Source organism: Porphyrobacter sp. THAI-01a (assembly GCF_056868655.1).
In genome coordinates, this window is the sequence record NZ_CP180579.1 from 1,258,050 (window position 1) to 1,283,963 (window position 25,914).

The following is a 25,914-nucleotide window of genomic DNA, read 5'->3' on the forward strand; positions in this document are numbered from 1 at the left end:
CGAAGCGCGATCAGCCGTGCAAGATGTTCCCGATCGCCTCGGCGGCGGCGATGCAGTCGAGATCGGCCCAGCGCGGCCCGATGACCTGCATCCCGCAGGGCAGCTCGGCCCCGAGATAGGTGCCCGACCCGATGGGCAGGACGGTCGATGGCAGGCCGGGAAATGTCGCCATGCCGGACCACACGAGGCCGCTCCCGCCCGGTTCCTCCTGCCCGTCGATGGTCAGCGTCCCGCGGAACACCGCCTTGTCGGCATGGGGCACGGCGAGCACCGGGGCGGGCGGGGCGAGGACGAAGTCGTATGTGGCGAACAGCGCCTCCCACTGGGCCATGCAGGTCGCCTGCGCGTTCATCAGCCCGAACCAGTCGGTCGCGGTGGCGCGCTTGCCGTCGGGGGCGGGGGCGCCGCCCGACATGGTGATATTCATCATCTTGAGATAGCTGCGGTAATGCACCGCCTGATCGGGGAGAAGGTCGCTCGCGCGGTCGATCCGCACCCCCGCGCGCGCGAGCGTTTCGAGCGCGGCCTCGGTCGGCTCCAGCACACTGGCATCGACCGGTGCGCCGGGCAGCTGCGTGACCGCCAGCAGGCGGCATTCCTTCAGCGGCTTGGGGCGGCGGCGCAGCGGCACCTCCGCGCCGACCTCGACCAGCACGGCAAGGTCGCCCGGATTGCGGGCGAGGGGGCCTGCGATGCTGAGAGGGCCGTCGGCAGCGGCGAGGAAGCCCTCGCGGCGGCTCATCGCGGGGTGATCGTGCCCGTGCTTGGGGACGAGGCCCCAGGTCGTCTTGTGGCCCCAGACGCCGCAGAAATGCGCCGGCACCCGCACCGATCCGCCGATGTCCGTCCCGTAGTCGCAGGGCACCATCCCGCTCGCCACCGCCGCGGCGCTCCCGCCCGAGGAGCCGCCGGGGGAACGCTCCGGATCGTGCGGATTGCGCGTGCGGCCATAGACCGGGTTGAAGCTCTGCCAGTCGGTGAGGTCGACCGGCACGTTGGTCTTGCCGATGACGATCGCGCCCGCCGCTTTCAGCCGCCGCACCAGCAGCGCATCGCGCGGCGCGGGCTTGTCGCGGAACTGCGGATGGCCCCAGGTGGTGGGGAGCCCCGCGACGTCGAAGCTCTCCTTGATCGTCATCGCAACGCCGTAGAGCGGCTGGTCGTCGCGCGGCCCGGCGGCATCGAGCGCGCGGGCCTCGGCATAGGCAGCCTCGAAATTGGGCACGGCCAGCGCATCGATCTCGCAGTCGAGCTTCTCGACCCGGACGATGGCGGCATCGACCGCTTCGGCGACCCTCATCTTCCCTGCGCGCACGGCGGCGCTGGTCGCGAGCGCACCCGCCTTGTCGGTGAGTTTCGGATAGGCCATGCGTTGCTCCAGGTTTGCTACCGGCATGCTAACCGGCCCTGCCGCGCACCGGAACCCCGCCGCGCAGGAATGCTGTTCAATTCAGGCTGCGCAGCCGCGAGGTGATCCGCACCGTCAGGTCGACGGGGAGGTAGAGGCCCTCGCCATGGGCGCTGATGACCCCGGTCTGGACGTTTTCCAGCGTGATGCGGGTCTCCGTCAGCCGGCCCGCAGGCCGCGTCAGCGCGCGGTCGATCTTGGCTCTCAGCTTGGCGAAGTCATTCTCGAAGTTCTGCGCGAGCGCATCGGTGATGGCCCCCTGGAATTCCGGCGAATTGGCGAGCGCGAAGAGGAAATCCTGACCGACGATGTCGGTCTCCCCCGCGATGGTCACCTCGTTGAAGCGCACCGCGCGCGATCCGGGCGCGTTAGCTGGGCGGGCGGTCAGCCAGATCGTGCCGCTCGCCGCCTTGATGAGCGGCAGGTCCGCGGTCGCCGCGAACCGCCCGCCGACCGCGATCCGTCCGCCGGTGGTGCCGTAGACGGTGATGTTCTCGAAGCTGGCTCGGACCGAGCCGTAGTCCTCGATCTGGAACGGCCGCTGCGCGCGCTTGGCCAGAGCCCTGGCGATGACCGGTTCGAGCACGGCGTAATCGGCCACCACCGGCACGTGCAGCACCGAGGAACGGACGGTCTTGTCGCGCGGTGCGAGCGGAGGGAGAGGGCCGGGGGAGATGCGGTCCGGTGCGATGCCGACGAAGGTTTCGAGGCCCGCATCGAGGCCGAGCCGCAGGGTAAGCGTGCGACCGGCTACCTCGTAACCGCCGTAACGGAACTGCCGCGGGGTCAGCCGGCCCCACACAGCCGGGTTCTCGCGGTTGATCGACAAGACCTGGTGCGCCTCGGTCCAGCCCTGCTGCGCCAGGGCCTTGAGCGGCAGCCGCGCCAGTTCGCGCGAGAGGGTCCGCTCGATGTCCCGCTTGACGGGCGCAAGCTCGCGGTCGGCCTCGGTGGTGAAGGTGATGCGCCGGCCGAGGAAGTCGATCCCCGGTTCCCTGCTCCAGCTGTAGTCGATGCGGGTATCGCCCTTGATGCGCCAGTTCCGATCGACATCGAAATGCAGCGACAGGGCGACTTCGGCGGCGCCCGTCCCGGTCTCGCCCTTGAAGATCCCCGCGACGTCACGCGCCGCCAGCGTGCCCCTGATCGGCATGGTCACGCGGATCGTCCGTCCGCTTCCTCCGAGCCGCAGACGGCCGCGCGTGACCTCGCCGACGATGCGGCACTCGATCTTCGGCGACTTCACCTTGAACAGCGCCAGATCGACCTTCTTCGGGGCGACGCATTCGCTTCCCGGGCGGTCGATGGCCCACAGGCGGCGCGGTATCTCGCGTTCGAGCGCGCGCTCGAGATCGGCAAGGTCGACCTTGAGATCGACCGCGATCTCCGAGGGCTCCTGCGGCAGGACGATCCGGTCGGTGGCGCGGGGCGGAGCGGCAGGCGGGCGCTCGGCCGCGCCGGAACAGGCGGCGAGCAGCGCCAGAGCGGCAGCCATCGCGACCCTGCGCAGCGCTCCCACGGCCTTCTCTCCTGCCCCGCTGACCCTGCTTTCCCTTAGCCGCTCAGGCACCTGCGCGAAAGCCGTCTTCCCCGAGCGGCTGGCCCTGTGCCATGCCGCGGCTTGCCCCCAGCGCCAGACCGAAGCCGAGGATCGGCGCCGCGCCGTAGCCGATCAGCGGGTAGGGGAAGGGTGCGATCACCGCCATCGCGCCGAGAGCGACGAGCAGGGCGGCGAGCGCCAGCCCTTCGCTCCGCCCGGCCTGCGGATTGACGACGAGGTGCCAGAGCGGAAGCACGAAGAGCATCAGTGCGAGGGCGGCGGCGCGGAGCGCGGAGCGTCCGGCGACATGGGGCAGGACGTTCTCGGTGAAGACCTGCGGTTCCAGCGTCCCCGCACCGAATGTGAGGGCAGCCATCGCCGATGCGCCCGCGGCCACACAGGCGAAGGCGATGCTCCGGTGGAACACGCCCAGCACCGCGCTCGCGGCGGCGAGCGCCACCAGTGCCGCCGCATCCGGTTGCAGCGCCAGCGCCGCACCCGCAAACGCCAGCAGGAGCGGACCCCACGCCCGTTCCCGCGCGGCGATGACGGCTATCGTGGGCAGCAGCAGCGCACCCGAATGCAGGCTCACGGGACCTGCAGGCAGCCACCGTGCCACCCCGCCGATCTCCGGTCCCGTCAGCAGCGGAAGGAACAGCGCCAGCGCCGCGCCGCCGCCCAGCGCAAGTCGCGCTACCTGCCTTTGCGGCAGGCGCCCGAACATCACCCAGGCAAGCGCCAAGGCCAGTGCCCCGGCATTGACGGCAATCAGCCGCGCGGGCGCATCGAAGGCGGCAAGGTAGGCCAGCCCGCCGACGGACGGGACAGCAAGGGGCAGGGTGAGCCGCCAGCGATCGGACGCGCGCGCGCTCACCCCCCGGTTCGGATCACATATGGATCGGCTTGCCCGTCACCGCCATGGCCGCTTCCTTGAAGGCCTCGGCATGGGTGGGGTGGGCGTGGCAGGTATAGGCGATGTCTTCCGAGGTCGCGCCGAATTCCATCGCCTGCGCGGCCTGGGCGATCATCGTGCCGGCGAGCGAGTTGATCATCCACACGCCAACGACGCGGTCGGTCTCGGCATCGGCGATGACCTTGACGAAGCCGTCGGTGTCGCGGTTGGCCTTGGCGCGGCTGTTCGCCATCATCGGGAACTTGCCGACCTTGACCGCGAGCCCGCGCTCCTTGGCCTGTTCCTCGGTGATGCCGACACCCGCGATTTCCGGCGCGGTGTAGACGACGCTCGGGATCACATCGTGGTTCACGATGCCGGTGAGGCCGGCGATGTTCTCGGCGACCGCGATGCCCTCATCCTCGGCCTTGTGGGCGAGCATCGGGCCGGGGACGACGTCGCCGATCGCCCAGATGCCGGGGACGGCGGTGCGGAAATCGTGGTCGATCTCGATCTGGCCGCGGTTGTTGACGCTGAGCCCCGCCTTGTCGAGCGCGAGGCCATCCGTATTGGCGCGGCGGCCGATGGCGACGAGGACGTGGCTGGCGGTGATGGTCTGCGCTTCGCCGCCCGCCGCGGGTTCGACGGTGAGGGTGACGGTTTTGCCGTCCACATTCGCGCCGGTGACCTTCTGGCCGAGCATAAGGTTCATGCCCTGCTTCTTGAATATCTTGCCCGCTTCCTTGCGGACCTCGCCGTCCATGCCGGGGAGAAGCTGGTCGAGGAACTCGATCACGGTGACCTTGGCGCCAAGACGCCGCCATACGGAGCCGAGCTCAAGCCCGATCACGCCGCCGCCGATCACCACGAGGTGCTCGGGCACTTCATCGAGGTCGAGCGCGCCGGTGCTGTCGACGATACGCTTGCCCGCGTTGTCCACCGGCACCCCGGGGAGCGGGGTGACGGAAGAGCCGGTGGCGATCACGATGTCCTTGGCGGTGACGGTGTCATCGCCGACCTTGACGGTGTGCGCATCCTCGAAGGCGGCATGGCCCTTGAGCCAGGTGACCTTGTTCTTCTTGAACAGGAACTCGATCCCGCCCGTGAGCTCGCCCACGGCCTTGGTCTTCTCGGCCATCATCCTGCCGAGATCGAGAGTCGGGGTGGCGGTGATGCCCCAGGTGGCGAAGTGGCCGCCGGCCGCTTCCTCGAACAGCTCCGAGCCATGCAGCAGCGCCTTCGAGGGAATGCACCCGACGTTGAGGCAGGTGCCGCCCAGAGTGCCGCGGCTTTCGACGCAGGCGGTCTTGAGGCCCAGCTGAGCGGCGCGGATCGCCGCGACGTAGCCGCCAGGTCCGGCACCGATGATGAGGACGTCGTAGTCGTAATTGTGGTCAGCCATGATGGGAATACCGTTCCTCTTGCTCCGCATGGAGTCTAGTTGTCCTTGCACGCGGCGATTTCAACCGCGATCGCCTCGAGCGTCGAGGCCATTGTGCGTCCGTGCCGGCCCAGCCTCAGATCCGAGCGCAGCACCCGTGCCGGGTTTCCGGCGACCAGCGAATGCGACGGCACGTCCTCCGTCACCACCGCGCCGGCGGCGACGATGCACTGGTCGCCCACGCTGACCCCCGGCAGGATGATCGCATTGGCCCCGACAAAACAGCGCGCCCCGATGCGGGTGTCGCGGTGATAGCCGCCGACGAAATCGTGGGTCAGCACCCGCGCACCGGGGGCGATGAGGGTCATGTCCCCGATATGGACCCCCCGGGGGTTGGTGAAATCAAGATGGGCCTTGCCCGAGATACGCACGTCGCTGCCGATATGCATGCCCCACACGCGGGTCAGCCAAAAGGCCCGCACACGGGTGATGGCAACCTGCAAGGAGGTGCGCAGGGCGACGAGCATTCTCGGGCAGCCTCCCTTACAGGTCGATCAGCATCCGGGTGGGATCCTCGATCGCTTCCTTGATGATCTTCAACGCGGTCACCGCCTCGCGCCCGTCGATCAGACGGTGATCATAGCTGAGCGCGAGATACATCATCGGGCGGATCACGATCTGGCCGTTGCGGACCACCGGGCGGTCCTCGATGCGGTGGAGGCCCAGCACGGCGCTCTGCGGCGGGTTGATGATCGGGGTCGACATCAGCGAGCCGAATACGCCGCCGTTCGAGATCGTGAAGGTCCCGCCGGTCATGTCCTCCATCGTCAGCGTGCCCGCCTTCGCGCGCGCGCCGAAATCGGCGATGTCCTGCTCGATCCGGGCAAAGCCCTTCTTGTCGGCGTCACGGATCACCGGAACGACGAGGCCGTTCGGCGCCGAGACGGCCACCGAGATGTCGACATAGTCGTGATAGATGATCTCGTCGCCGTCGATATAGGCGTTGACCGCGGGCACGTCCTTCAGCGCGAGGCAGGCGGCCTTGGCGAAGAAGCCCATGAAGCCCAGGCGGATGTCGTGCTTCTTGGCGAACAGGTCCTTGTACTTGTCGCGCGCTTCGATGACCGCGCTCATGTCGCAGTCGTTGAAGGTCGTCAGCAGCGCGGCATTGTCCTGTGCGGCCTTGAGGCGCTTGGCGATCGTCTGGCGCATGCGGGTCATCTTGACCCGCTCGGTCCCGCGCGCGGCGGAGCCACCCGTGGCTGGGGCCGCCGGAGCGGGGGCAGGCGTCGGGGCCGGGGCCGGAGCGGGGCCCTTGGCCTTGGCTTCGGCTGCGGCGAGCACGTCTTCCTTGGTCAGGCGGCCATCCTTGCCGGTGCCCTTGATGGTCGAGGGATCGACCCCGTGCTCCAGCACCGCGCGGCGCACCGCAGGCGACATGGTCTGGGCGGGGGTGAGGAGTTCCTCCGAGGCAGCCGCGGGGGCCGGGGTCTCGGCCTTGGCTGCCGCCGGAGCCGGCGCCGGCGCCGGGGCGCTCGCGCCGTCCTCGATGATCGCGATCACCGCCCCGACTTCCACCGTGTCGCCGACCGCGACCACATGCTGCGACATGATCCCCGCGACCGGCGAGGGCACGTCGACCGCGACCTTGTCGGTCTCGAGACTGGCGATCGGCTCGTCGACCGCGACTGCTTCGCCCGGCTGCTTGAGCCATTCGGCAATCGTGCCTTCGGTGACGGATTCGCCGAGGACGGGGACTTTGATTTCGGTGGCCATCTCAATGCGTTCCTAAACTTTCGTTCCGTTCGGTTCGAGCGAAGTCGAGAACCATTCGTGCGGGGTGTCTCGACTTCGCTCGACACGAACGGGTGATGGTATTTGCGGCTACAGCCCCAGTGCGGCGGCGACGAGCGCCTCCTGCTGGGCCTTGTGGCGGCTGGCGAGACCGGTCGCGGGCGATGCGGCGGCATCGCGCCCCGCATAGGTCGGGCGCATGCCGGCGTGACCGGCGGCGGTCAGCGCATCCTCGATCCGCTCGTTCACGAAGAACCACGCGCCGTTGTTGCGCGGCTCCTCCTGGCACCACACGACCTCCTTGAGGTTGGTCATGCGGGAGAGGCGCAGCGCCAGCGGATCGCCGGGGAAGGGGAAGAGCTGCTCGATGCGCACGATCGAGATGTCGTCGATCCCTGCCGCATCGCGCGCCTCGATCAGGTCGTAGGCGACCTTGCCCGAACACAGCACGAGGCGGCGGATCTTGTCGTCCGCGATCTCCTTCGTGTCCGACATGATCCGGCGGAACTGCTTCTCGCCGAGGAAGTCGGACTTGGCGCTCTTGGCCATCGGGTGGCGCAGCAGCGACTTGGGGCTCATGATGACGAGTGGCTTGCGGAAGCTCCGCAGCATCTGGCGGCGCAGCACATGGAAGTAGTTCGCCGGGGTGGTGATGTTGCACACGCACATGTTGTCGTCGGCGCACAGCTGGAGGAAACGCTCCAGACGGGCCGAGGAGTGCTCCGGCCCCTGGCCTTCATAGCCGTGCGGCAGCAGCATCACGAGACCGTTGGCGCGCAGCCACTTGCTCTCGCCCGACGCCACGAACTGGTCGATCATGATCTGCGCGCCGTTGGCGAAGTCGCCGAACTGGCCCTCCCACAGCACGAGGCTCTTGGGATCGGCCATCGCGAAGCCGTATTCGAAGCCGAGCACGCCGTATTCGGACAGCGTGGAATCGTGCACCTCGAACTTGCCGTGGGGCAGGGTCGAGAGCGGCACGTATTTGCGTTCGGACTTCTGGTCGATCCACACCGCGTGGCGCTGCGAGAAGGTGCCGCGCCCAGAATCCTGCCCCGACAGGCGCACCCCGTAGCCTTCCATCACGAGACTGCCGAAGGCGAGCGCTTCGGCGGTCGCCCAGTCGAAGCCCTCGCCGGAGCTGAACATCTCGCGCTTGGCGGCGAGCACGCGGTCGAGGGTCTTGTGGATCTCGAGATCGGCGGGGACTTCGGTGAGCACCCGACCGAGCGCGTCGAGCGTCTTGGGCTCGATCGCCGTTTCGACCGAGCGGCGCGCGGTTTCCGGGTCGGCGGGCTTGTTCAGCCCGGCCCAGCGGCCGCCGAACCAGTCGGCCTCGTTGGCCTTGTAGCTCTTGCCCGCCTCGAACTCCTCCTCGAGCAGGGCGACGAAATCGGCGGCCATCGTCTCGCGGGTGCCGGCCTCGACCACGCCCTCGCGCACCAGCCGCGCCTCGTAGGAGACGCTGACCTTGGGGTGGCTGCGGATCTTGTCGTACATTAGCGGCTGGGTGAACTTGGGCTCGTCGCCCTCGTTGTGGCCGAAGCGGCGGTAGCACCACATGTCGATCACGACATCGCGGTGGAAGGTCTGGCGATATTCGACCGCGAGCTTGCAGGCAAAGGTCACCGCTTCCGGATCGTCGCCGTTGACGTGGAGGATCGGCGCCATCACGCCCTTCGCCACATCGCTCGGATAGGGCGAGGAACGCGCGAACTTCGGCGAGGTGGTGAAGCCGATCTGGTTGTTGATGATGAAGTGGATGCAGCCGCCGGTGTCGTAGCCGGGGACACCCGAGAGCGAGAGGCTCTCCCACACCACGCCCTGACCCGCGAAGGCGGCATCGCCGTGGATCAGCACGGGCAGCACCTGGTCCTTCTTCTTGAGGTCGTCGCGGATCGCTTGCTGAGCGCGCGCCTTGCCGAGCACCACCGGGTTGACCGCCTCGAGGTGCGAGGGGTTGGGGACGAGGCTCATGTGCACGCTGATGCCGTCGAACTCGCGGTCGGTCGAGGTGCCGAGGTGATACTTCACGTCGCCCGAACCGCCCACGTCGTCGGGGTTGGCCGAGCCGCCCGAGAACTCGTGGAAGATCACGCGGTAGGGCTTGGCCATCACGTTGGCGAGCACGTTCAACCGGCCGCGGTGGGCCATGCCGTAGATGATCTCGCGCACGCCCGCGCTGCCGCCGTGCTTGATCACGGCTTCCAGCGCCGGGATCATGGACTCGCCGCCATCAAGGCCGAAGCGCTTGGTGCCGACATACTTTTTGGCGAGGAATTCCTCGTACTGCTCGCCCCGCAGCACCGCGGCGAGGATCGCCTTCTTGCCTTCGGGGGTGAACTGGATCGTCTCGCCGGGCTTCTCGAACTTGTCCTGGAGGAAGCGGCGTTCCTCGGTGTCGGCGATGTGCATGTATTCGAGGCCGACCTTGCCGCAGTACACCTCGCGCAGGCGCTGGTGGAGCTTGCCCACCGTGGTCCACTCCATGCCGAGCACGCCGCCGACATAGACTTCCTCGTTCTCCTTGCCCGCAAGGCCGTGCCATTCGAGCGTGAGGTCGGCCGGCCCTTCGCGGTTCGAGAGGCCGAGCGGGTCGAGGTCTGCCGCCATGTGGCCGCGCACGCGGTAGAGGCGAACGAGAGTCATCGCCGCAATCGAGAGCTTGGCGGCCTTTTCGACCGCCTTGGGATCAGCAGCCTTGCCCGCATCCTTCGCCGCCTTCTGCACGGCGAGGCGCATCTCGGTCGGGTCCATCGCCGCGACGAGGTCGGCGCCGCTGTCCGCGAGCGTGTCGAGCCAGCCGCGCTTCGCCCAGGACGGGCCGGGCTGCGGGCCTTCCTGATCGGTGAAGGCGGGTATGAAGTTCTGCGGTTCGTTGCCCATTGTGGGACTCCCGGGGAGGAGGAAGGATGGCCCCCCGGTTAGAACGCGGGGGGCCGGTAGTCGTTAACTCAGGCGTTTTCTTTCAGCATCGCGGCCAGCGTTTCGCCGAGCAGCGAGGGCGAGGGGCTGACGCGGATGCCCGCATCTTCCATCGCCGCGATCTTGTCCTCGGCGCCGCCCTGACCGCCCGAGACGATCGCGCCCGCGTGGCCCATGCGGCGGCCCGGAGGGGCGGTGCGCCCGGCGATGAAGCCGACCATCGGCTTCTTGCGGCCCTTGGCGGCCTCGGCCTTGATGAAGGCGGCGGCTTCTTCTTCCGCCGAGCCGCCGATTTCGCCGATCATGATGATGGACTCGGTCTCGGGATCGTCGAGGAACAGGTCGAGCACGTCGATGAAGTTGGTGCCGTTGACCGGGTCGCCGCCGATGCCGACCGCGGTGGTCTGACCGAGGCCCGCCATCGTGGTCTGATGCACGGCTTCATAGGTGAGCGTGCCCGAGCGCGAGACGATGCCGACCGAGCCCTTCTTGAAGATGTTGGCCGGCATGATGCCGATCTTGCACTCGTTCGGGGTCAGCACGCCAGGGCAGTTGGGGCCGATGAGGCGCGACTTGGAGCCTGCGAGCGCACGCTTGGCGCGGACCATGTCGAGCACCGGAATGCCTTCGGTGATGCAGATGATCAGCTCGATCTCGGCATCGATCGCCTCGCAGATCGCGTCGGCGGCGAACGGCGGCGGGACGTAGATGCACGAGGCGGTCGCGCCGGTCGCGGCCTTGGCTTCGCGCACGGTGTCGAACTGCGGCAGGCCGATATGGGTGGTGCCGCCCTTGCCCGGGGTCACGCCCGCGACCATCTGCGTCCCGTAGTCGAGCGCGGCCTGGGTGTGGAAGGTGCCGGTGTTGCCGGTCATGCCTTGCGTGATGACCTTGGTGTCTTTGTTTACGAGGATGGACATTGGGTTCTTCCTTGTTCGTCATGCCAGCGGAGGCTGGCACCTAGAGCCCCTAGGCCCCAGCCTGCGCCGGGGTGACGGCGTTGAAATTTATGCGAGCGAGCTATCCAGCGCCTTGCACGCGTCGAGCAGTTCCTTGACCGCGTCGACGCTGACCTGGAGGTTGGCCTTCTCTTCGTCGGTGAGGTTGATCTCGATCACTTCCTCGGCGCCGCCCGCGCCGATCACCACCGGCACGCCGACATAGAGCCCGTCGACGCCATACTTGCCGTCAACCTGCACCGCGCAGGGGAGGATGCGCTTCTGGTCGTAGAGATAGGCCTCGGCCATCGAAATGGCGCTGGTGGCCGGCGCATAGAAGGCCGAGCCGGTCTTGAGCAGCGCGACGATCTCGCCGCCGCCCGAACGGGTGCGCTGGACGATCTCACCGAGGCGCTCTTCGGAGATGCCCTTGATCTTGGCCATGTCCTTCACGGGAATGCCGTTGATCGTCGAGTAGGACAGCACCGGCACCATCGTGTCGCCGTGGCCGCCGAGCACGAAGGCGTTCACGTCCTTGACGCTGACGCCGAATTCCCAGGCGAGGAAGGTGGCAAAGCGCGCCGAATCCAGCACGCCGGCCATGCCGACCACCTTGTTGTGCGGCAGGCCCGAAAACTCGCGCAGCGCCCAGACCATCGCGTCGAGCGGGTTGGTGATGCAGATCACGAAGGCATCGGGGCAATTGTCGCGGATGCCTTCGCCGACCGCCTTCATCACCTTGAGGTTGATGCCGAGCAGGTCGTCGCGGCTCATGCCGGGCTTGCGTGCCACGCCTGCGGTGACGATCACCACGTCGGCGCCGGCGATGTCGGCATAGTCGTTCGAGCCGGTGATCGAGGCGTCGAAGCCTTCCACGGGGCCGCACTGGCTGAGGTCGAGCGCCTTGCCCTGCGGCACGCCTTCGACGACGTCGAACAGGACGATGTCGCCGAGGCCCTTGAGCGCGGCGAGGTGAGCGAGCGTGCCGCCGATATTGCCGGCGCCGACGAGGGCGATCTTCTTGCGGGCCATTTTCCGGACTTCCTTCCCTGATCCTTCGGGACGAAGCGATGAAGCGCGCGTGAACAAGCGAGGCGCCGGTGCCAACCCCCGTCCCAAGCGGCTGGGCACCCGTTACATGAGGCGCGGTAGGCCGCTCGAAATGGGATTGCAACCAGCAAAAGCTCGGTTGCGGCAACTATCTTTGCAAACAGTTCGCAATTGCATTAATGCATCGGACGGACGCGCGAGCCGAACGCCCTGCAGCGCAGGACGTAAGGGAAGCGGCTCCGGGCGGGGTAGATCAGGCGGGTTCGAGGACGCGTTCGGCCCGCGCGGCGAGGCGGCGGTCGAACATCCGGGTCACGGCCAGCCAGTGATCGCGCGCATCGGCATCGTCGCGCTGCGAGGCCTCGGCGGCGAGCTCCGCTGCGGCTTCGGCCGATGCTAGACCGTGGACGGCGAAATGCTTCAACGCGTCGGTGAGCAGCGGGTCGAACCGCACCGCCGCCGGCTCGGCAGCGCCGCCTTCGCGCGGATTGTCGTTGACCGCCCGCGCCAGCGCCGGGGCCACCAGCCCGCGCCCTGCGGCACGCCAGCCGAGACGGCGAGCCGGATGATTGGCGGAGGCGAAGCGGACGGACATGGCAGGCGGTTCCCGTGTTCTTGGCCGGTTTGGGTGTCCGGCGTTGCGGGCCGCCTAGCCGGTGCGCCGCTAAGGCTTGGTGTGGCAACAGGGTTGCCGGGAACTTAACCCTGCTGCGCGCGGCGGGGCTACTGCGCCTGGGCAGGGGCCGCGCCCGGCTGCGTCTTCCACTGGCCGGCGCGGGCATATTCGGCCTTCACCGCGCCCGTCCCGGTGTAGGCCGGTGCGGGCGCATCGGCGGCGGGAACGGCGGGGGCCTTGGCGCCCGCTGGTTGCGCGGCCTGCCGCGCCGCAGGGACGGGGCCGAGATCATAGGCGATCACCGGACGGCCTGGCACGGCATGGGCAGCCGCCGGCACGACCGTGGCGGCGGCAGGCGCGGTGCGCCCGCTCACCACCGGCTCGAGCCCGGAATAACCGTTGCTGAAGGCTGCCGCCTGGCCGCTCGCCCCGCGGGTGCGGTAGAAGCGGTGCGCGCCGATCGTGCCGATATGGTCGAGCGTGCCGGCCCAGTAGGGATTGACCCAGAGCGTGTGGTAATGGGTCGCAAGGCCGACCGGGGCATAGACGCTCCCCGACAGCGCCTCGGCCGCGATGCGCTGCGCCCGCGCCCAGCTCACGCCCGAAGGGCGCCGCGCGAGGCTGCCGTCGCAGGTGAAGGTGAACTGGCAGCCGGTGCTGCGCTCCGACCCCTGGTAGACCACCCCGCACACGCTCGAGGGCCACGCGGGGTGCGCGACGCGGTTGAGCACTACCTGCGCTACCGCGCGCTGGCCGGCCTCGCTCTCGCTTGCGGCCTCGTACCACACGGCCTGCGCGAGGCATTCGGCGGCGCGCATGTGCGTGATGCCGGTCCCGGGGGAGTAGAAGGGTTTGGCCGCCGCGCCGACATCGATCAGCGCACCGAGCTCGCGCGCGCCCTCGGCAGCGCCGTGGGCGAGCGGGTCCGCGTCAGGCAGGGCGACCAGTGCCGTGCCGGCGGGATCGGCCATGTAGTAGAAGGCCGAGCCCGGGAAGCTCATGCCCGGGCGTTCGAAGGGCAGGGCGGCCTCGGCGGCCTGGCGCGTGGCGAGCGCCGCCCCGGTTTCGACCGCCGGACCGGGAAGCGTGCCGACCCCGCCTGTCGCTGCCATCGCGGGCACGGCGATCGCCGCGACCAGCACCGCGAGCCGCTTGCGCCACGGCCCCACCGGCAGGCTCCAGCGGCAGCGGGAGGCCGGAGCCCTGAAGGCGAAGGGGGTGCGCGCGGTGGCCATGATCGGAGCCCGCCTTACGCGCGCGCCGCGGGCGGGGCGAGGGCAGGGCGGCCCCGCGTCCCGATTCGGGACGGCGCTCGGAGGGTTCTTAACCCGTTGCCTGCACGCCCGCGCCCGCCTATCGCCTTGGTCGCAAGGGATATGGCGCGGGATCGCATCACGACAGGCTGGCGGGGCAGGGGGCGCGGGGCGCTGCTTGCGCTGCTGTGCCTTGCGGCCTGCGCCGGCCCTCCGCCCACGCGTCCGGAGGATCCCGCGCGGCCCACTATCGTCAGCCTCAACCCCTGCCTCGACGCGATCCTCGTCGAGATCGCAGGGCCGGAGCAGGTGCTGGCGCTGTCGCATTACAGCCGTGACCCCGGCTCGAGTTCGATCCCGGCACGGATCGCCGCGCGCTACGGTTCCACCGGCGGGACAGCCGAGGAGGTGATCGCCCGCCAGCCCGATCTCGTGCTCGCCTCGATCTTCCTCCCCCAGCCGACGCGGCAGGCGCTGGAGCGCGCGGGACTGCGGGTGGCGACCTTCGGCAGCCCGACTTCGATCGCGGAGAGCGCCGCGCAGGTGCGCGAGGTGGCCGCGCTCGCCGGACGGGTGCGCGAGGGCGAGGCGCTCGCCGCGCGCATCGCCGCACCGCCGCCCGTGCCCGGCAAGCCCCTCGACGCGCTGCTGTGGCAGCCGGGCGAGATCGTCGCGGGCGAGGCGACGCTGATCGCCGAACTGCTGCGCGAGGAAGGCTTCGTCAGCCACGCCGCCGCGCGCGGGCTGGGGCAGGCCGACCGGGTGAGCCTCGAGGCCGTGCTCGCCGATCCGCCGCAGGTGCTGCTGGTGGCGGGTGCGGCGGAGGGCCAGCGCCACCCGCTGCTCGCGCAGGGCGTGCCCGGGATGCAGGTCGCGGCCTTCGATCCCTCGCTGATCTGGTGCGGCGGGCCGACCATCCCGCGCGCCCGCGCAAGGCTGCGGGCGATCCGCGCGGCGGTGGAGCGCGGGGCATGAACCGGGCGAGCCTTGTCTTTGCCGGCCTGCTCGCGGTGCTGCTGCCACTGTCGCTGCTGGCCGGCCGCGTGTGGATCGATCCCTTCGCGCCCGCGCTTCCCGCCAATGCCGGCCTGATCCTCGCCGAACTGCGCGCGCCCCGCGCCCTGCTGGCGGTGGTGATCGGCGCGGGGCTCGGCGCGGCGGGTGCGGCGATGCAGGGCTATCTCAGGAACCCTCTCGCCGACCCGGGCCTCTTCGGCATCGCCCCGATGGCGGCGCTGGGGGCGGTGGCGAGTTTCTGGCTGGTCCCCGTCCTGCCGCCGCACCTTGCCGCCTGGAGCCTGCCGGCGCTCGCGCTGGCGGGGGCGGGCGGCGGCATGGCGCTGCTGGCGCTGATCGCCGGGCGCACCGCCTCGGACGCGGCGGGCGGCGCAGGCGGCGGGATCGCGCTCTTCACCCTTGCCGGCCTGATGCTGGCGAGCCTCGCGGGCGCGCTCACCGCGCTCGCGATCACGCTCGCGCCCAATCCCTTCGCCCTGTCCGAGATCGTGATGTGGCTCAACGGCGCGCTCACCGACCGGTCGTGGCGCGAGGTCGCCATCGCTGCGCCGCTCACGCTCGCCGGGATCGGCGTGCTGGCGCTGGCGGCGCGCAGCCTCGATGCCCTGACCCTCGGGGAGGAGGCAGCGCGCTCGCTGGGGGTCGATCCGGCGCGGCTCCTGCTGCTGCTGGTCGCGGGCGTCGGGCTGACGGTGGGCGCGGGCGTGGCGGTGGCGGGGATTATCGGCTTCGTCGGCCTTGTCGTGCCCCATCTGGTCCGCCCGCTGACCGACCGCCTGCCCTCCAGCCTGATCCTGCCGAGCGCGCTTGCCGGAGCCTGCCTCGTGCTTGCGGCAGACAGCATCGTGCGGATCCTGCCGCTGGTCACCGAGCTGCGGCTGGGCATAGCCCTGTCGCTGATCGGCGCGCCCTTCTTCGGCTGGTTGCTGCTGCGGATGCGACGGGGGCGCCTGTGACGCTGGCGGCGGAGAACCTTTCCCTGATGCGCGGTGGGCGGACCGTGGTGGAGGGCCTGACCGCCGCGCTCGCGCCGGGGCGGATCACCGCCATCACCGGCCCCAACGGCGCGGGCAAGTCCTCGCTGCTGCTGGGCCTCGCGGGGTTGCTGGCGCCCGCCGCCGGTTCGGTGATGCTGGAGGGGAGCGCGCTTGCCGCCCTTCCGGCGCGCGAGCGGGCGAAGGCGATCGGCTACCTGCCGCAGACCCCCGACATCGCCTGGGACGTGGCGGTGGAGAACCTCGTCGCCCTCGGCCGCCTGCCGTGGCGCGACCGGGGCACCGCAGCGGTGGAGGCGGCGCTGGCGGCGCTCGATCTGGCTGACCTGCGCCACCGCCCCGCCAGCCGGCTGTCGGGCGGCGAGCGCGCGCGGGCGTTGCTGGCGCGGGTGCTGGCGGGCGAGCCCCGCTGGATCCTCGCCGACGAGCCGCTCGCGGCTCTCGATCTGGCGCACCAGCTCGCCCTCGTCGCGCACCTGAGAGGGTGTGCAGCGGCGGGGCAGGGCGTGGTGCTGGTGCTCCACGATCTCGCGCTGGCGATGAACCATGCCGATCACGTGCTGGTGCTGAGGGAAGGCCGTCTGATCGCCGAAGGCCCGCCCGCCGAGGCGCTCGCTCCCGAGGTGATCCGCGAGGGGTGGGGCGTGCGGGCACAGTGGCTGGGAGAGCCGGGCGCGATGGCCCTGTCGAGCGGGCTGCCGGGAGCAGAGTGAGGCGCATCGTCGAACATGCGGCGGGGAGCCCCTCACAAAGCCCGCCCGCCAAGTTCCGCCCCCATCCGCGGGCCCCGTCCGACCGGCCAGGTTGCGACCCTGAAAGGACCCGGCCGGAGCTCCGCAGAGAGGCCCTTCCTGTGGCCGACGGGGGCAGAACTGGCGACTACAGATTTTCTGTAGGGCCTTGAAAATGGCGAAATCGCTTGGGTTTGGGCAATTACGGGCCGCCATCGGCGCGGCCCCGTTGTCCTGAAGCGCGCCGCACACTGCCAGGCGGATGACGTGAATAGCCCGCCGGCGTCCGGGGTTCGATCGTTCGATCCCCGCCCCCGGCCGGGCACCATTCCTCGCCTCGCCCGTTGCACTCCCGCGCCTCCGTCTCCATCTGGGGATGACCGGCGCGCCGCCTTGCCGCGCACCCTTGACCCACGCGAACATTTCCGGAACACACCTCCTCCATGAGCCTCACAACGATCAGCGTGCGCGGTGCGCGCGAGCATAATCTCAAGGGTATCGACATCGATCTTCCGCGCGATGCGCTGATCGTGGTCACCGGGCTTTCGGGGAGCGGCAAGTCGAGCCTCGCCTTCGATACGATCTATGCCGAGGGGCAGCGGCGCTACGTTGAATCGCTGAGCGCCTATGCGCGCCAGTTCCTCGAGATGATGCAGAAGCCCGATGTCGAGCATATTGACGGGCTCTCGCCGGCGATCAGCATCGAGCAGAAGACCACCAGCCGCAACCCGCGCTCGACCGTGGCGACCGTCACCGAGATCTACGACTACATGCGCCTGTTGTGGGCGCGGGTCGGGGTGCCCTACAGCCCTGCGACCGGTGAGCCGATCAGCGCCCAGACCGTCAGCCAGATGGTCGACCGCGTGATGACCCTGCCCGAGGGCACGCGCGCCTATCTGCTCGCCCCCGTGGTGCGTGGGCGCAAGGGGGAATACCGCAAGGAAATCGCCGAATGGCAGCGCGCGGGCTTCACCCGGGTGCGGATCGACGGCGAGATCTACCCCATCGAGGAGGCCCCGACGCTCGACAAGAAGTTCAAGCACGACATCGAGGTGGTGGTCGACCGTATCGCGGTGCGCGAGGGCATCGAGACGCGGCTGGCGGACTCCTTCGAGCAGGCGCTGAAGCTTGCCGAGGGGCTGGCCTACGTCGATCTCGCCGACGGGGTAGTGCCGGGGCGCGAGGGCGAGGCGCAAGGCGGCGCGATGAAGGGGGCGGGCCTGCCGCCCAACCGTATCGTGTTCAGCGAGAAGTTCGCCTGCCCGGTCTCCGGCTTCACCATCGAGGAGATCGAGCCGCGCCTCTTCTCCTTCAACGCGCCCCAGGGCGCCTGCCCGGCGTGCGACGGGATCGGCGAGAAGATGCTGTTCGACCCGCAGCTGGTCGTGCCCAACGAGGCGCTGACGCTGAAACAGGGCGCGGTGGTGCCCTGGGCGAAGTCGAACCCGCCGTCGCCCTATTACATGCAGGTGCTCGCCAGCCTCGCCAAGGCCTATGGCTTCGATCTGACGACGCCGTGGAAGGACCTCGCGCCCGAACAGAAGCTCATCATCCTCCACGGCACGGGCGGGATGCCGGTGCCGCTGACCTTCAAGGACGGGCGGCGCGAATACACTGTCCACAAGCCGTTCGAGGGCGTGATCGGCAACCTCAACCGCCGCATGATGCAGACCGAGAGCGCCTGGATGCAGGAGGAGCTCTCGAAATACCAGACCGCGCAGCCCTGCGAGGTCTGCGGGGGCAAGCGCCTCAACGAAAAGGCGCTGAGCGTGAAGGTCGCGGGCACCGACATCGCCACGCCCGTGCAGATGAGCGTCGCCGACGCCAAGGCGTGGTTCCTCGCACTCGACGCGCAGCTCACCGCGCAGCAGAGCCAGATCGCCCGCGCCATCCTCAAGGAGATCAACGAGCGGCTGGGCTTCCTCGACAACGTCGGGCTCGACTACCTCAACCTCGACCGCACCTCGGGCACCCTGTCGGGCGGCGAGAGTCAGCGCATCCGCCTCGCCAGCCAGATCGGCTCCGGCCTGTCGGGCGTGCTCTACGTGCTCGACGAGCCCTCCATCGGCCTCCACCAGCGCGACAACGACCGGCTGCTCGAAACCCTCAAGCGCCTGCGCGACCTCGGCAACACCGTGATCGTCGTCGAGCACGACGAGGACGCCATCCGCGCCGCCGACCATATCGTCGACCTCGGCCCCGGCGCCGGGGTGCATGGCGGTGAGGTGGTGGCCCAGGGCGCGCTCAAGGATATCCTCAAGGCCAAGGGCAGCCTCACCGCGGACTACCTCACCGGCAAGCGCAGGATCGAGGTGCCCGCCAAGCGCCGCAAGGGCAACGGGCACCACATCGAGGTCAGGAACGCCCGCGCCAACAACCTCAAGGGCGTGACGGCGAAGATCCCCCTCGGCACCTTCTGCTGCATCTCCGGGGTCTCGGGCTCGGGCAAGTCCTCGCTCACCATCGACACCTTGCAGGCCGGCGCCGCCCGCGTCCTCAACGGCGCGCGGGTCATCGCGGGGGCGCACGACGAGATCACCGGCCTCCAGCACTGCGACAAGGTCATCGAGATCGACCAGTCCCCCATCGGCCGCACCCCGCGTTCCAACCCCGCCACCTACACCGGCGCCTTCACCCAGATCCGCGACTGGTTCGCCGGCCTCCCCGAAAGCCTCGCGCGCGGCTACAAGCCCGGCCGCTTCTCCTTCAACGTCAAGGGCGGCCGCTGCGAGAAGTGCCAGGGCGACGGCCTCATCAAGATCGAGATGCACTTCCTCCCGGACGTCTACGTCACCTGCGAGGAATGCCACGGCAAGCGCTACAACCGCGAGACGCTCGAGGTGAAGTTCAAGGGCCACTCGATCGCCGATGTGCTCGACATGACGATCGAGGACGCCGAGGAATTCTTCAAGGCCGTCCCTCCGATCCGCGAGAAGATGCGGATGCTGAACGAGGTCGGCCTCGGCTACGTCAAGGTCGGCCAGCAGGCGACGACCCTGTCCGGCGGCGAGGCCCAGCGCGTGAAGCTCGCCAAGGAACTCGCCCGCCGCTCCACCGGCCAGACCCTCTACATCCTCGACGAGCCGACCACCGGCCTCCACTTCGAGGACGTGCGCAAGCTGCTGGAAGTGCTGCACCGGCTGGTGGAGCAGGGCAATTCGGTGGTGGTGATCGAGCACAACCTCGACGTGATCAAGACCGCCGACTGGATCATCGACCTCGGCCCCGAGGGCGGGGTGCGCGGGGGTGAGATCGTCGCCGAGGGCACGCCGGAACAGGTGGTGAAGGTGGAGCGGAGCTTCACGGGGCGGTATCTGGCGCCTTTGCTTCAAGGGTCGGTTTAAAAATAGGAGGCGACGATATGAGTGGGATCGACTCAGAGCGCCCATCGCGTTTGCCAGCCTATCCATTGCTTGACGGACACAAGCGACGGAGAAAGAAGCTGGTTCCAATTCTGAATGACTTTGCAGAAGTATCTTTCGTCAATACTCTAGATGCCATCGTCCCCGAGGTGCTTTGGATCGGCGGCGCCATTGAGACACTTGGCTTGAGAAGCGCTATCGAGGTCGTGTCTGAGTTCCTGAAGTGCCTTTGGTCTGATAAGTCCGCTGCACCACCAGAATTTTTCAGGCTAAGTGTCTTATCAAACCCAGATTACCGAGAAAAAGTTTGTGATGCCGTTGGTTTTGAAGTGCTTAGTGATGTTTTCGGGGTGTTTGCTGCATTCTATGGAGAAGAATGGTCGCCGCAGAATGCAAATGGATTAGATGCTGTTGAAGCTGCGAAGGCGATCGATGCGTGGGTGAAAAACTATTGGAATAGATTTGAGCAGCCTTTCCTTTTGATAGGAGCTACAATTATTTATTCCTTGGCAGTATCTGATCGGATGAAGTTCGCACCCGGAACTATGCCCGACATAAATGCAATAGCGGAGAGCATCGAATCCGCTGACGGGTTGAGGGCGGCGAGCTTTGTGAGAGCAAGTCTATTAGCATTTTTCCCTCAAAGTACGGATGACCGATCATCTGCATGGTGCAGGCTTTTTTGGAGTATCAACTACAAGTATTCGGATTGCCAATTCGATGTCTAAGAAAATGGATAAGATATTCGTCTTTGCTCAAGAAGTTATCGAGAGTTATCTCGAGAACCTCTATGATCGGACGCGAGGCCATAGGGTGGGGGCGGGATTTGAAACTGAGATTAACTCGACATTTTCAGCTTTGCTAGCCCGTCAAGTAACCTTAGCAATTGGATTGGCGGAAAGCCCGCAGTCTTGGAACCCGCATATTGCGCCACTCTTTTTAAGACCGATGATTGAATGCCTGCTGATGGTGAGATGGATTCGAATTGACCCTCTGGTCAGGTCAAAAGAGTATATTAATTATGGGCTCGGAGCGGAAAAGCTTCTCGTGCATAATTATCAAGAAGCGATAAGAGGCGAGACTGATGATGACTCAAGATCACGGATAGAGAGGGTCGCGGAACTGTCGCTCGCTTGGGTTGAGGGTCAACAATTTCAGCAGTTTGTCGAGGTAAATTTGGGGTCATGGACTGGGCAAAGTATCAGGCAAATTGCCTTAGAGAGTGAATCTGAGGATCTGTATAAATTTGCATATGTTCCATTCAGTGCAAATATGCATAATCAATGGAATCATGTTGGTAAATTTAATGCGATACAATGCAGCAATCCGATGCATAAGAGGCATTATGTCGGCTGTATAATAGAGACGGACTTTATTGTTGATTTTGTATATAGATCGACGAAGTATCTCGCTCTTACCATTAATGAGTTTGATGAATTTTACGAATTTCAATGTAAATCCAAGTCTGTAGATGAGGCATTCCTAGAGGCGCACGATAGACTTTATACCAAGCCTGGCGAGGACCTAACGGACTAATCGATCTCCAAGTTAGTCGGCTTACATGCGCACTAGGTCGTCCCATCATGGACGGCGGACTCCTCGCGCGTTACTCCCCCTTTCCTACACCCCCAAACCCCCTGTACCCTCCCGCGCAGGCGTCGGCCCTGCGCACAAACTTCCCCCCCAGCGCGCCCACCCCTCCAGCCCCTCGGCGCGCCGCGCGTGAAGACAGGCCGGGGTTCTTGGGCAGGCGCGGCGGGAAGGGGCTGCGGGGGGCGGGGCGCTGTCTTGCTCACTCTCTCGCCAGGAGCCCCGTGCCCATGATCCGCACCTTTGCGCTTTCCGACATTCCGCTCGCGCCCGTCGGTCCCTCGCAGAAACTCCCCGTCGGGCCGACCGATTGGCGCGATCCCTCGGGCCAGGGGTTCGTCGCGGAGTGGCTCTCCCATGTCGAAGCGGGCCGCATCGGGCAGGCCGCGCCGGTCAACGAGGAGGCGCGCGCCATCGTCCTCGCGAACGAGCGGCTGATCTGCGGGGATGGGCGGTTGCCCATCTGGTGAGCGGCCTGCGCAGGATGGCAATCAGGCGCGATTATCTTGCCCCGTCTGCGATGTTCCGCAGACGGTAACCCTCGCCATAGACGCTCTCGATGAAGTGCCCGGCCCTGAGATGGCGCCGCAGGCGCGAGATCTGCACCCGCAGCGTCTCGGCGCTGGCGGGCTCGTCGGTCGCCGCCGCGGCGAGATACAGGGTCTCGCAGGGGACGGTGCGTCCGTAACTGTCGGCCAGCTTCCCGAGGATGCGTCGCTGGACCGGTGTGAGCTGCGCGGTGTCGCACAGGCCGCTCCTCGCAGGCTCGACCGTTCTGCGGCCCACGCCTTCGCCCTTGGCGGCGCGATAGCGGTTCCGCAGCGCGATCAGCCGTGCCGCCGCCTCGTCGATGTCGATCCTTTCGGCGAGGATGACATCGTCGAACCCGCTGTTCAGCGCGCCGACGATGCTGTTGCGCGAGAGGTCCGCGGCCAGCAGAACGCGCGGGACGGCGCGGCAGACGGGAAGGTTGGCCTCGATGAAGGTCCGCGCCTGCACCGTGTCCTCGCAACCGACGACCAGCAGATCCATCGCTTCGTCCGAGCGGGGAATGGATTCGAACGCGAGGTCGAACCGCATGATCGTCGCATGGGGCAGCAGGTCGATGAGATAGGCGGTGCGGATCATGGACCCGCAATCCTGCGCGGTCAGATACTTGACCTGGCGGAAGGGAACGAAGTTCCGGTAGGCGATCTCGCCGCATTCGATCTGGCGCAGCGCCGGGGGGGCATAAGTCTTCTTCACGTTCCTGGGACCTTCGAACAACCGCGTTGGCCTGTCGAAAGCCACCTTGCGTGGCGAGGGCTTCTAGGCCGCAACCATAAATCTCGCACCCCGCTCTGCATGCGTATGCACGACGTGCGATTGGCCCCACGGGCAAAGAATTTCATGCATTTGGCTGTCGTGCACTAAACCAGATTATTAACATCAGGTTTTTGCGGGGTCACCAAGGGCGGCAGGGTTTCCTACCCGAATCGCGTCGCGCTAGGCGGGCGGCGGCTTCCGGTTGCGGACCTGCGCACCGGCACGGCGACATCGGGCTTCCGCAGCCGTGGACCTTGCGGCCAACCTTCTGAGACGGCGGAACATCGTGCGCTTGAGGCGGCACAGCGACGGCGCTTTCGCGCGTGCGCGTCGCGTGGTCGTGTGCAGGTCGTCCCGCAGTCGTCGCACTGTCGTCAGGGGGCGGTCGGTGCCTGCGGGGCGGGGCGGCGGCGCTCCCAGGCGGTGATGGCGGCGAAACTCGCCGCGCCGCTCGCCAGCATCCACAGGAAGGCGCCGGGCATCCCGAGCCCGTAGTCGAGCACCCCCAGCACCGCCGCCTGCACGAGGATCGCCCCCGCCGCCGCCCGCGCGCTGGTCGACCATCCGGCCAGCCCGACGATGATCGGAACCGCCAACACCGCCGCGATCGCGCCGGCGTCGAGCACGAGGTTGCGCAGGGACTCCCCCTGCAGCGCCAGCCCCGCCGCGAGTGCCGCCGCGGCCACCGTCGCGGTCCGCGCCGCGCGCAGGAGCTGGAGCGGAGAAGCGTTCGGATTCAGGCGCTTGTAGCCGTTCTCGGTGATCACCGCCGAGACCGCGAGCAGGGCGGAATCGACCGAGGAGAGGATCGCGGAAACCAGCGCGCCAGTGAAGATGATCATCAGCCAGCCGGGAAACAGCGCCGCCGCAAGGCTCGGCAGGTAGGCCTCGTCCGCCCCCAGCGCGAGGCCGAGCTGCGGGCCGAACAGGCCGAAGCTCACCGGGATCAGCCCCACGGTGAGGTAGATCGCCGCCCCCAGAAGCGCGCCCCGCCGCGCCACCTCGGGCGAGCGCGCCCCGAGCGTGCGGGCGAGCGCCTCCTGGCTGACCATCGTCCCGGCGATGGGAATGAGCCACAATTCGACGCGTTCCACCCAGCTCTCGCCCGGCGCGGTGAAGCTCCAGACAGTCCGGGGCGCCGAGGCCCACATGGCGGCAAGGCCCCCCGAGGCATCGACCATGAGCGCGAACAGGATCAGGATCGCGACGATGATGATCGCCCCCTGGACGATATCGGTGATGACGTCTCCGGCGAGCCCCCCGAACAGGGTGTAGGTCATCACCAGCAGGGTCGCGCCGATCAGCGAGGTGGTGAAGTCGAGCCCCGATGCGCCCGCGATGATTGTCGCGAAAGCAAAGAGTTGCGCCGCCGACCAGGTGGTGGCCGAAAGCGCGATCACCCCTGCGGCAAGGCGCTCGGTGTGGCCGCCGAAGCGCTCGCGCAGGAAATCGGCGATGGTGATGAAGCCCCCGCTCCTGAGGCGATGGGCGAAGAACAGGGCGATGGCGAGGATGCCGATGGCATAGGCGAAGGGCTCGGCCCGCGCCCCCGCAAGCCCGTCGCGCGCGACCTCGCCCGAAGTCGCGATCAGGCTTTCGGAGGCGAACCAGGTGGCGAACAGGCTCATCCCCACGGCGAAGGGGCCGAGCGAGCGGCCGGCGACGAGATAGTCGGCATCGGACTTCGCCCCGCGCCCTGCCCACAGCGCAAGCGCGACCTGGGCGGCGACATAGGCGAGGATCAGCGCAAGCGTGAGCGTGATGGCGAAAACCCCCCGGCAAGCTGCCGCCTCCACGGCGCCGCAAGCCCCTCTGGCGGCGCGGATCGGACAGCAGGACGACGTTCCTAGCCGCGCCGCGCCGCCAGACAAGAGGCGCGTTCCGCGCTATCGTCAGGCGGATGCATCCGCCGGGGCGCCGAGGGCGTAGATCCGAGCGGACGGGGCAGCGCGAAGGAGCGCCCGATGAGACTGTTCACCAAACGAAATGCCTTGCCGCTGGTCGCTGTCGCCCTTGCTCTGGCCGCCGGGACGCAGGCGGGCGAGATCACGTCCGGCCTCGAAATCGAGCCCGGCCAGACCTTCCAGCTCGGCGGCGGGCAGCCCGGCGCATTCGAGGTGACGGGGCGCAATTCGGGCAAGGTCGCGGTGGTGGTGCTCGGCAAGCTGCCCGGCGCGCAGCCGGTGGAGCGCGGCACGGTGGCGCCCGGCGGGCCGGTCGAGGCCCGCTTCGCGCCGGGGGAGCAGGCGCTGCTGCGCAACACCTCGGACCGCGTGACGGCGCGCATGAAGCTGACAATCACCGGCGATACGGCGGCGCTGGGGATGACCTATTCCGAAAACCCCTGAGCGGGGATCAGTCGGCGACGAGGGCGAGTTCCACCGTCGCATGGCCGCGCGCGACGAGGCCGAGTTCCTCGGCGGCGGCGCGGCTCACGTCGATCATGCGGCCGCGGGTGAAGGGCCCGCGGTCGTTGATCCGCACCACCACGCTGCGGCCATTCGCCGGGTTGGTGACGCGCACGAGGCTGCCGAAGGGCAGGGTGCGGTGCGCGGCGGTCATGTCGGAATTGTCGAAGCGTTCGCCGCTGGCGGTGCGCTGGCCGTGGAACCTGGCGGCGTAGTAGGAGGCACTGCCGCGTCCGATCACGGTATCCTGCGGCGCGGAGGCCGCGGGCTCCTCGAGGGCGGGGGCAGGGGCGGTCACTTCGGCGCTGGGCTGAACCGGCACGAGCTCGATCACGGCGGCGCTGGTGGCGGCGTCGACCCGCGGGGCGGCCGCGTCGGGGGCGGCTGCCGAGGATGCGGCGAGAGGCATGAGGCCGAGCAGGCCGGCGACAGCGAGAGCCTGAAGGCTCTTCGCGGTCAGGCTGCGGGCGCTGCGGCCGTCGAAATGCGTTCCCGTTCGCATGGCGGCGCCGATACAGCGGGCCCGCAGCGAAAGGCAAACCAGGTTAGGCTTTCATCGCCGCGAGCCTTCGAGTCGGGCCCGAGTCGCACCGGAAACGCGACGAACCGTTGGAACGGCTGGCCGTCCATTGCATGGGTTAGGAGCCTTCGGGGGCGGCGAATCGGCTTGAAGTCTTACAAACGGGGCGGGGGAAGGGCCGGAATGCAA

The 25,914-nt window shown here is 68.0% G+C and carries 22 protein-coding genes; 8 read left to right on the plus strand and 14 right to left on the minus strand.

Translation table 11 applies throughout. The annotated features are described in order from the left end of the window. Positions 1-10 precede the first annotated feature (10 nt). The 11 genes from ACMX37_RS06130 to ACMX37_RS06180 all read right to left on the minus strand — a co-directional run bounded on the left by ACMX37_RS06130 (position 11) and on the right by ACMX37_RS06180 (position 13,779). Complete coding sequence (locus tag ACMX37_RS06130; protein ID WP_483147979.1) at positions 11-1,369, minus strand: amidase family protein; 1,359 nt, start codon at positions 1,367-1,369, stop codon at positions 11-13. Positions 1,370-1,445: 76 nt separating this feature from the next. Beyond that, positions 1,446-2,927, minus strand: a complete 1,482-nt coding sequence (locus ACMX37_RS06135) for a DUF4403 family protein (RefSeq protein WP_483147980.1) — start codon at positions 2,925-2,927, stop codon at positions 1,446-1,448. A 43-nt stretch (positions 2,928-2,970) separates the two neighbouring features. Continuing rightward, on the minus strand, positions 2,971-3,822 hold the full coding sequence (locus tag ACMX37_RS06140) for a hypothetical protein (protein ID WP_483147981.1): 852 nt from the start codon (positions 3,820-3,822) through the stop codon (positions 2,971-2,973). A 13-nt stretch (positions 3,823-3,835) separates the two neighbouring features. After that, on the minus strand, positions 3,836-5,242 hold the full coding sequence (gene lpdA / locus ACMX37_RS06145) for a dihydrolipoyl dehydrogenase (protein WP_483147982.1): 1,407 nt from the start codon (positions 5,240-5,242) through the stop codon (positions 3,836-3,838). Between the two features lie 35 nt (positions 5,243-5,277). Further along, positions 5,278-5,748, minus strand: coding sequence for an acyltransferase (locus tag ACMX37_RS06150; RefSeq protein WP_483147983.1), 471 nt, complete (start codon positions 5,746-5,748; stop codon positions 5,278-5,280). A gap of 16 nt (positions 5,749-5,764) precedes the next feature. Next, entirely contained in the window at positions 5,765-6,997 is a 1,233-nt protein-coding gene (gene odhB / locus ACMX37_RS06155; protein ID WP_483147984.1) for a 2-oxoglutarate dehydrogenase complex dihydrolipoyllysine-residue succinyltransferase, read from the minus strand. 108 nt (positions 6,998-7,105) lie between these two features. Continuing rightward, positions 7,106-9,901, minus strand: a complete 2,796-nt coding sequence (locus tag ACMX37_RS06160) for a 2-oxoglutarate dehydrogenase E1 component (protein ID WP_483147985.1) — start codon at positions 9,899-9,901, stop codon at positions 7,106-7,108. 68 nt (positions 9,902-9,969) lie between these two features. Continuing rightward, complete coding sequence (sucD, locus tag ACMX37_RS06165) at positions 9,970-10,860, minus strand: succinate--CoA ligase subunit alpha (protein WP_068862165.1); 891 nt, start codon at positions 10,858-10,860, stop codon at positions 9,970-9,972. An 87-nt stretch (positions 10,861-10,947) separates the two neighbouring features. Continuing rightward, positions 10,948-11,910: a malate dehydrogenase gene (mdh, locus tag ACMX37_RS06170; protein ID WP_483147986.1), complete on the minus strand. Its 963-nt coding sequence runs from the start codon at positions 11,908-11,910 to the stop codon at positions 10,948-10,950. Positions 11,911-12,181: 271 nt separating this feature from the next. Next, the gene (locus ACMX37_RS06175; protein ID WP_483147987.1) at positions 12,182-12,523 is read right to left on the minus strand and encodes a hypothetical protein; all 342 of its coding nucleotides are present in this window, start codon (positions 12,521-12,523) and stop codon (positions 12,182-12,184) included. Between the two features lie 128 nt (positions 12,524-12,651). Further along, complete coding sequence (locus ACMX37_RS06180) at positions 12,652-13,779, minus strand: cell wall hydrolase (protein ID WP_483147988.1); 1,128 nt, start codon at positions 13,777-13,779, stop codon at positions 12,652-12,654. A gap of 141 nt (positions 13,780-13,920) precedes the next feature. On the opposite strand from ACMX37_RS06180, the gene ACMX37_RS06185 reads away from it, so the two are divergent. From ACMX37_RS06185 to ACMX37_RS06215, 7 genes are all read left to right on the plus strand, one after another. Continuing rightward, complete coding sequence (locus ACMX37_RS06185) at positions 13,921-14,772, plus strand: ABC transporter substrate-binding protein (protein WP_483147989.1); 852 nt, start codon at positions 13,921-13,923, stop codon at positions 14,770-14,772. Beyond that, positions 14,769-15,770 carry a FecCD family ABC transporter permease gene (locus tag ACMX37_RS06190; RefSeq protein WP_483147990.1) on the plus strand — a complete coding sequence of 334 codons (1,002 nt, stop codon included), beginning with the start codon at positions 14,769-14,771 and terminating at the stop codon, positions 15,768-15,770. The genes ACMX37_RS06185 and ACMX37_RS06190 overlap by 4 nt, the downstream gene beginning before the upstream one ends. Next, entirely contained in the window at positions 15,767-16,522 is a 756-nt protein-coding gene (locus ACMX37_RS06195; protein ID WP_483147991.1) for an ABC transporter ATP-binding protein, read from the plus strand. Before ACMX37_RS06190 ends, ACMX37_RS06195 begins: the two co-directional genes overlap by 4 nt. 461 nt (positions 16,523-16,983) lie before the next feature. Beyond that, positions 16,984-19,884 carry an excinuclease ABC subunit UvrA gene (gene uvrA, locus ACMX37_RS06200; RefSeq protein WP_483147992.1) on the plus strand — a complete coding sequence of 967 codons (2,901 nt, stop codon included), beginning with the start codon at positions 16,984-16,986 and terminating at the stop codon, positions 19,882-19,884. 17 nt (positions 19,885-19,901) lie between these two features. Further along, entirely contained in the window at positions 19,902-20,630 is a 729-nt protein-coding gene (locus ACMX37_RS06205; RefSeq protein ID WP_483147993.1) for a hypothetical protein, read from the plus strand. After that, on the plus strand, positions 20,554-21,438 hold the full coding sequence (locus tag ACMX37_RS06210) for a DUF5677 domain-containing protein (RefSeq protein WP_483147994.1): 885 nt from the start codon (positions 20,554-20,556) through the stop codon (positions 21,436-21,438). The genes ACMX37_RS06205 and ACMX37_RS06210 overlap by 77 nt, the downstream gene beginning before the upstream one ends. 284 nt (positions 21,439-21,722) lie before the next feature. Further along, the gene (locus ACMX37_RS06215) at positions 21,723-21,962 is read left to right on the plus strand and encodes a hypothetical protein (RefSeq protein ID WP_483147995.1); all 240 of its coding nucleotides are present in this window, start codon (positions 21,723-21,725) and stop codon (positions 21,960-21,962) included. 31 nt (positions 21,963-21,993) lie between these two features. Here ACMX37_RS06215 and ACMX37_RS06220 read toward each other — a convergent pair whose 3' ends face one another. Together ACMX37_RS06220 and ACMX37_RS06225 are read right to left on the minus strand one after the other, a co-directional pair. Beyond that, a complete protein-coding gene (locus ACMX37_RS06220) occupies positions 21,994-22,737 on the minus strand; it encodes a winged helix-turn-helix domain-containing protein (protein WP_483147996.1) in 744 nt (247 codons plus the stop codon). A gap of 434 nt (positions 22,738-23,171) precedes the next feature. Next, positions 23,172-24,593, minus strand: a complete 1,422-nt coding sequence (locus ACMX37_RS06225; protein ID WP_483147997.1) for a sodium:solute symporter family transporter — start codon at positions 24,591-24,593, stop codon at positions 23,172-23,174. Positions 24,594-24,761: 168 nt separating this feature from the next. Between ACMX37_RS06225 and ACMX37_RS06230 the strand changes: the two genes are divergently transcribed. Continuing rightward, entirely contained in the window at positions 24,762-25,145 is a 384-nt protein-coding gene (locus ACMX37_RS06230) for a hypothetical protein (protein ID WP_483147998.1), read from the plus strand. A gap of 7 nt (positions 25,146-25,152) precedes the next feature. Here the strand turns inward: ACMX37_RS06230 and ACMX37_RS06235 are convergent, their stop codons facing one another. Beyond that, on the minus strand, positions 25,153-25,707 hold the full coding sequence (locus ACMX37_RS06235) for a septal ring lytic transglycosylase RlpA family protein (RefSeq protein ID WP_483147999.1): 555 nt from the start codon (positions 25,705-25,707) through the stop codon (positions 25,153-25,155). Between the last annotated feature and the right edge of the window lie 207 nt (positions 25,708-25,914).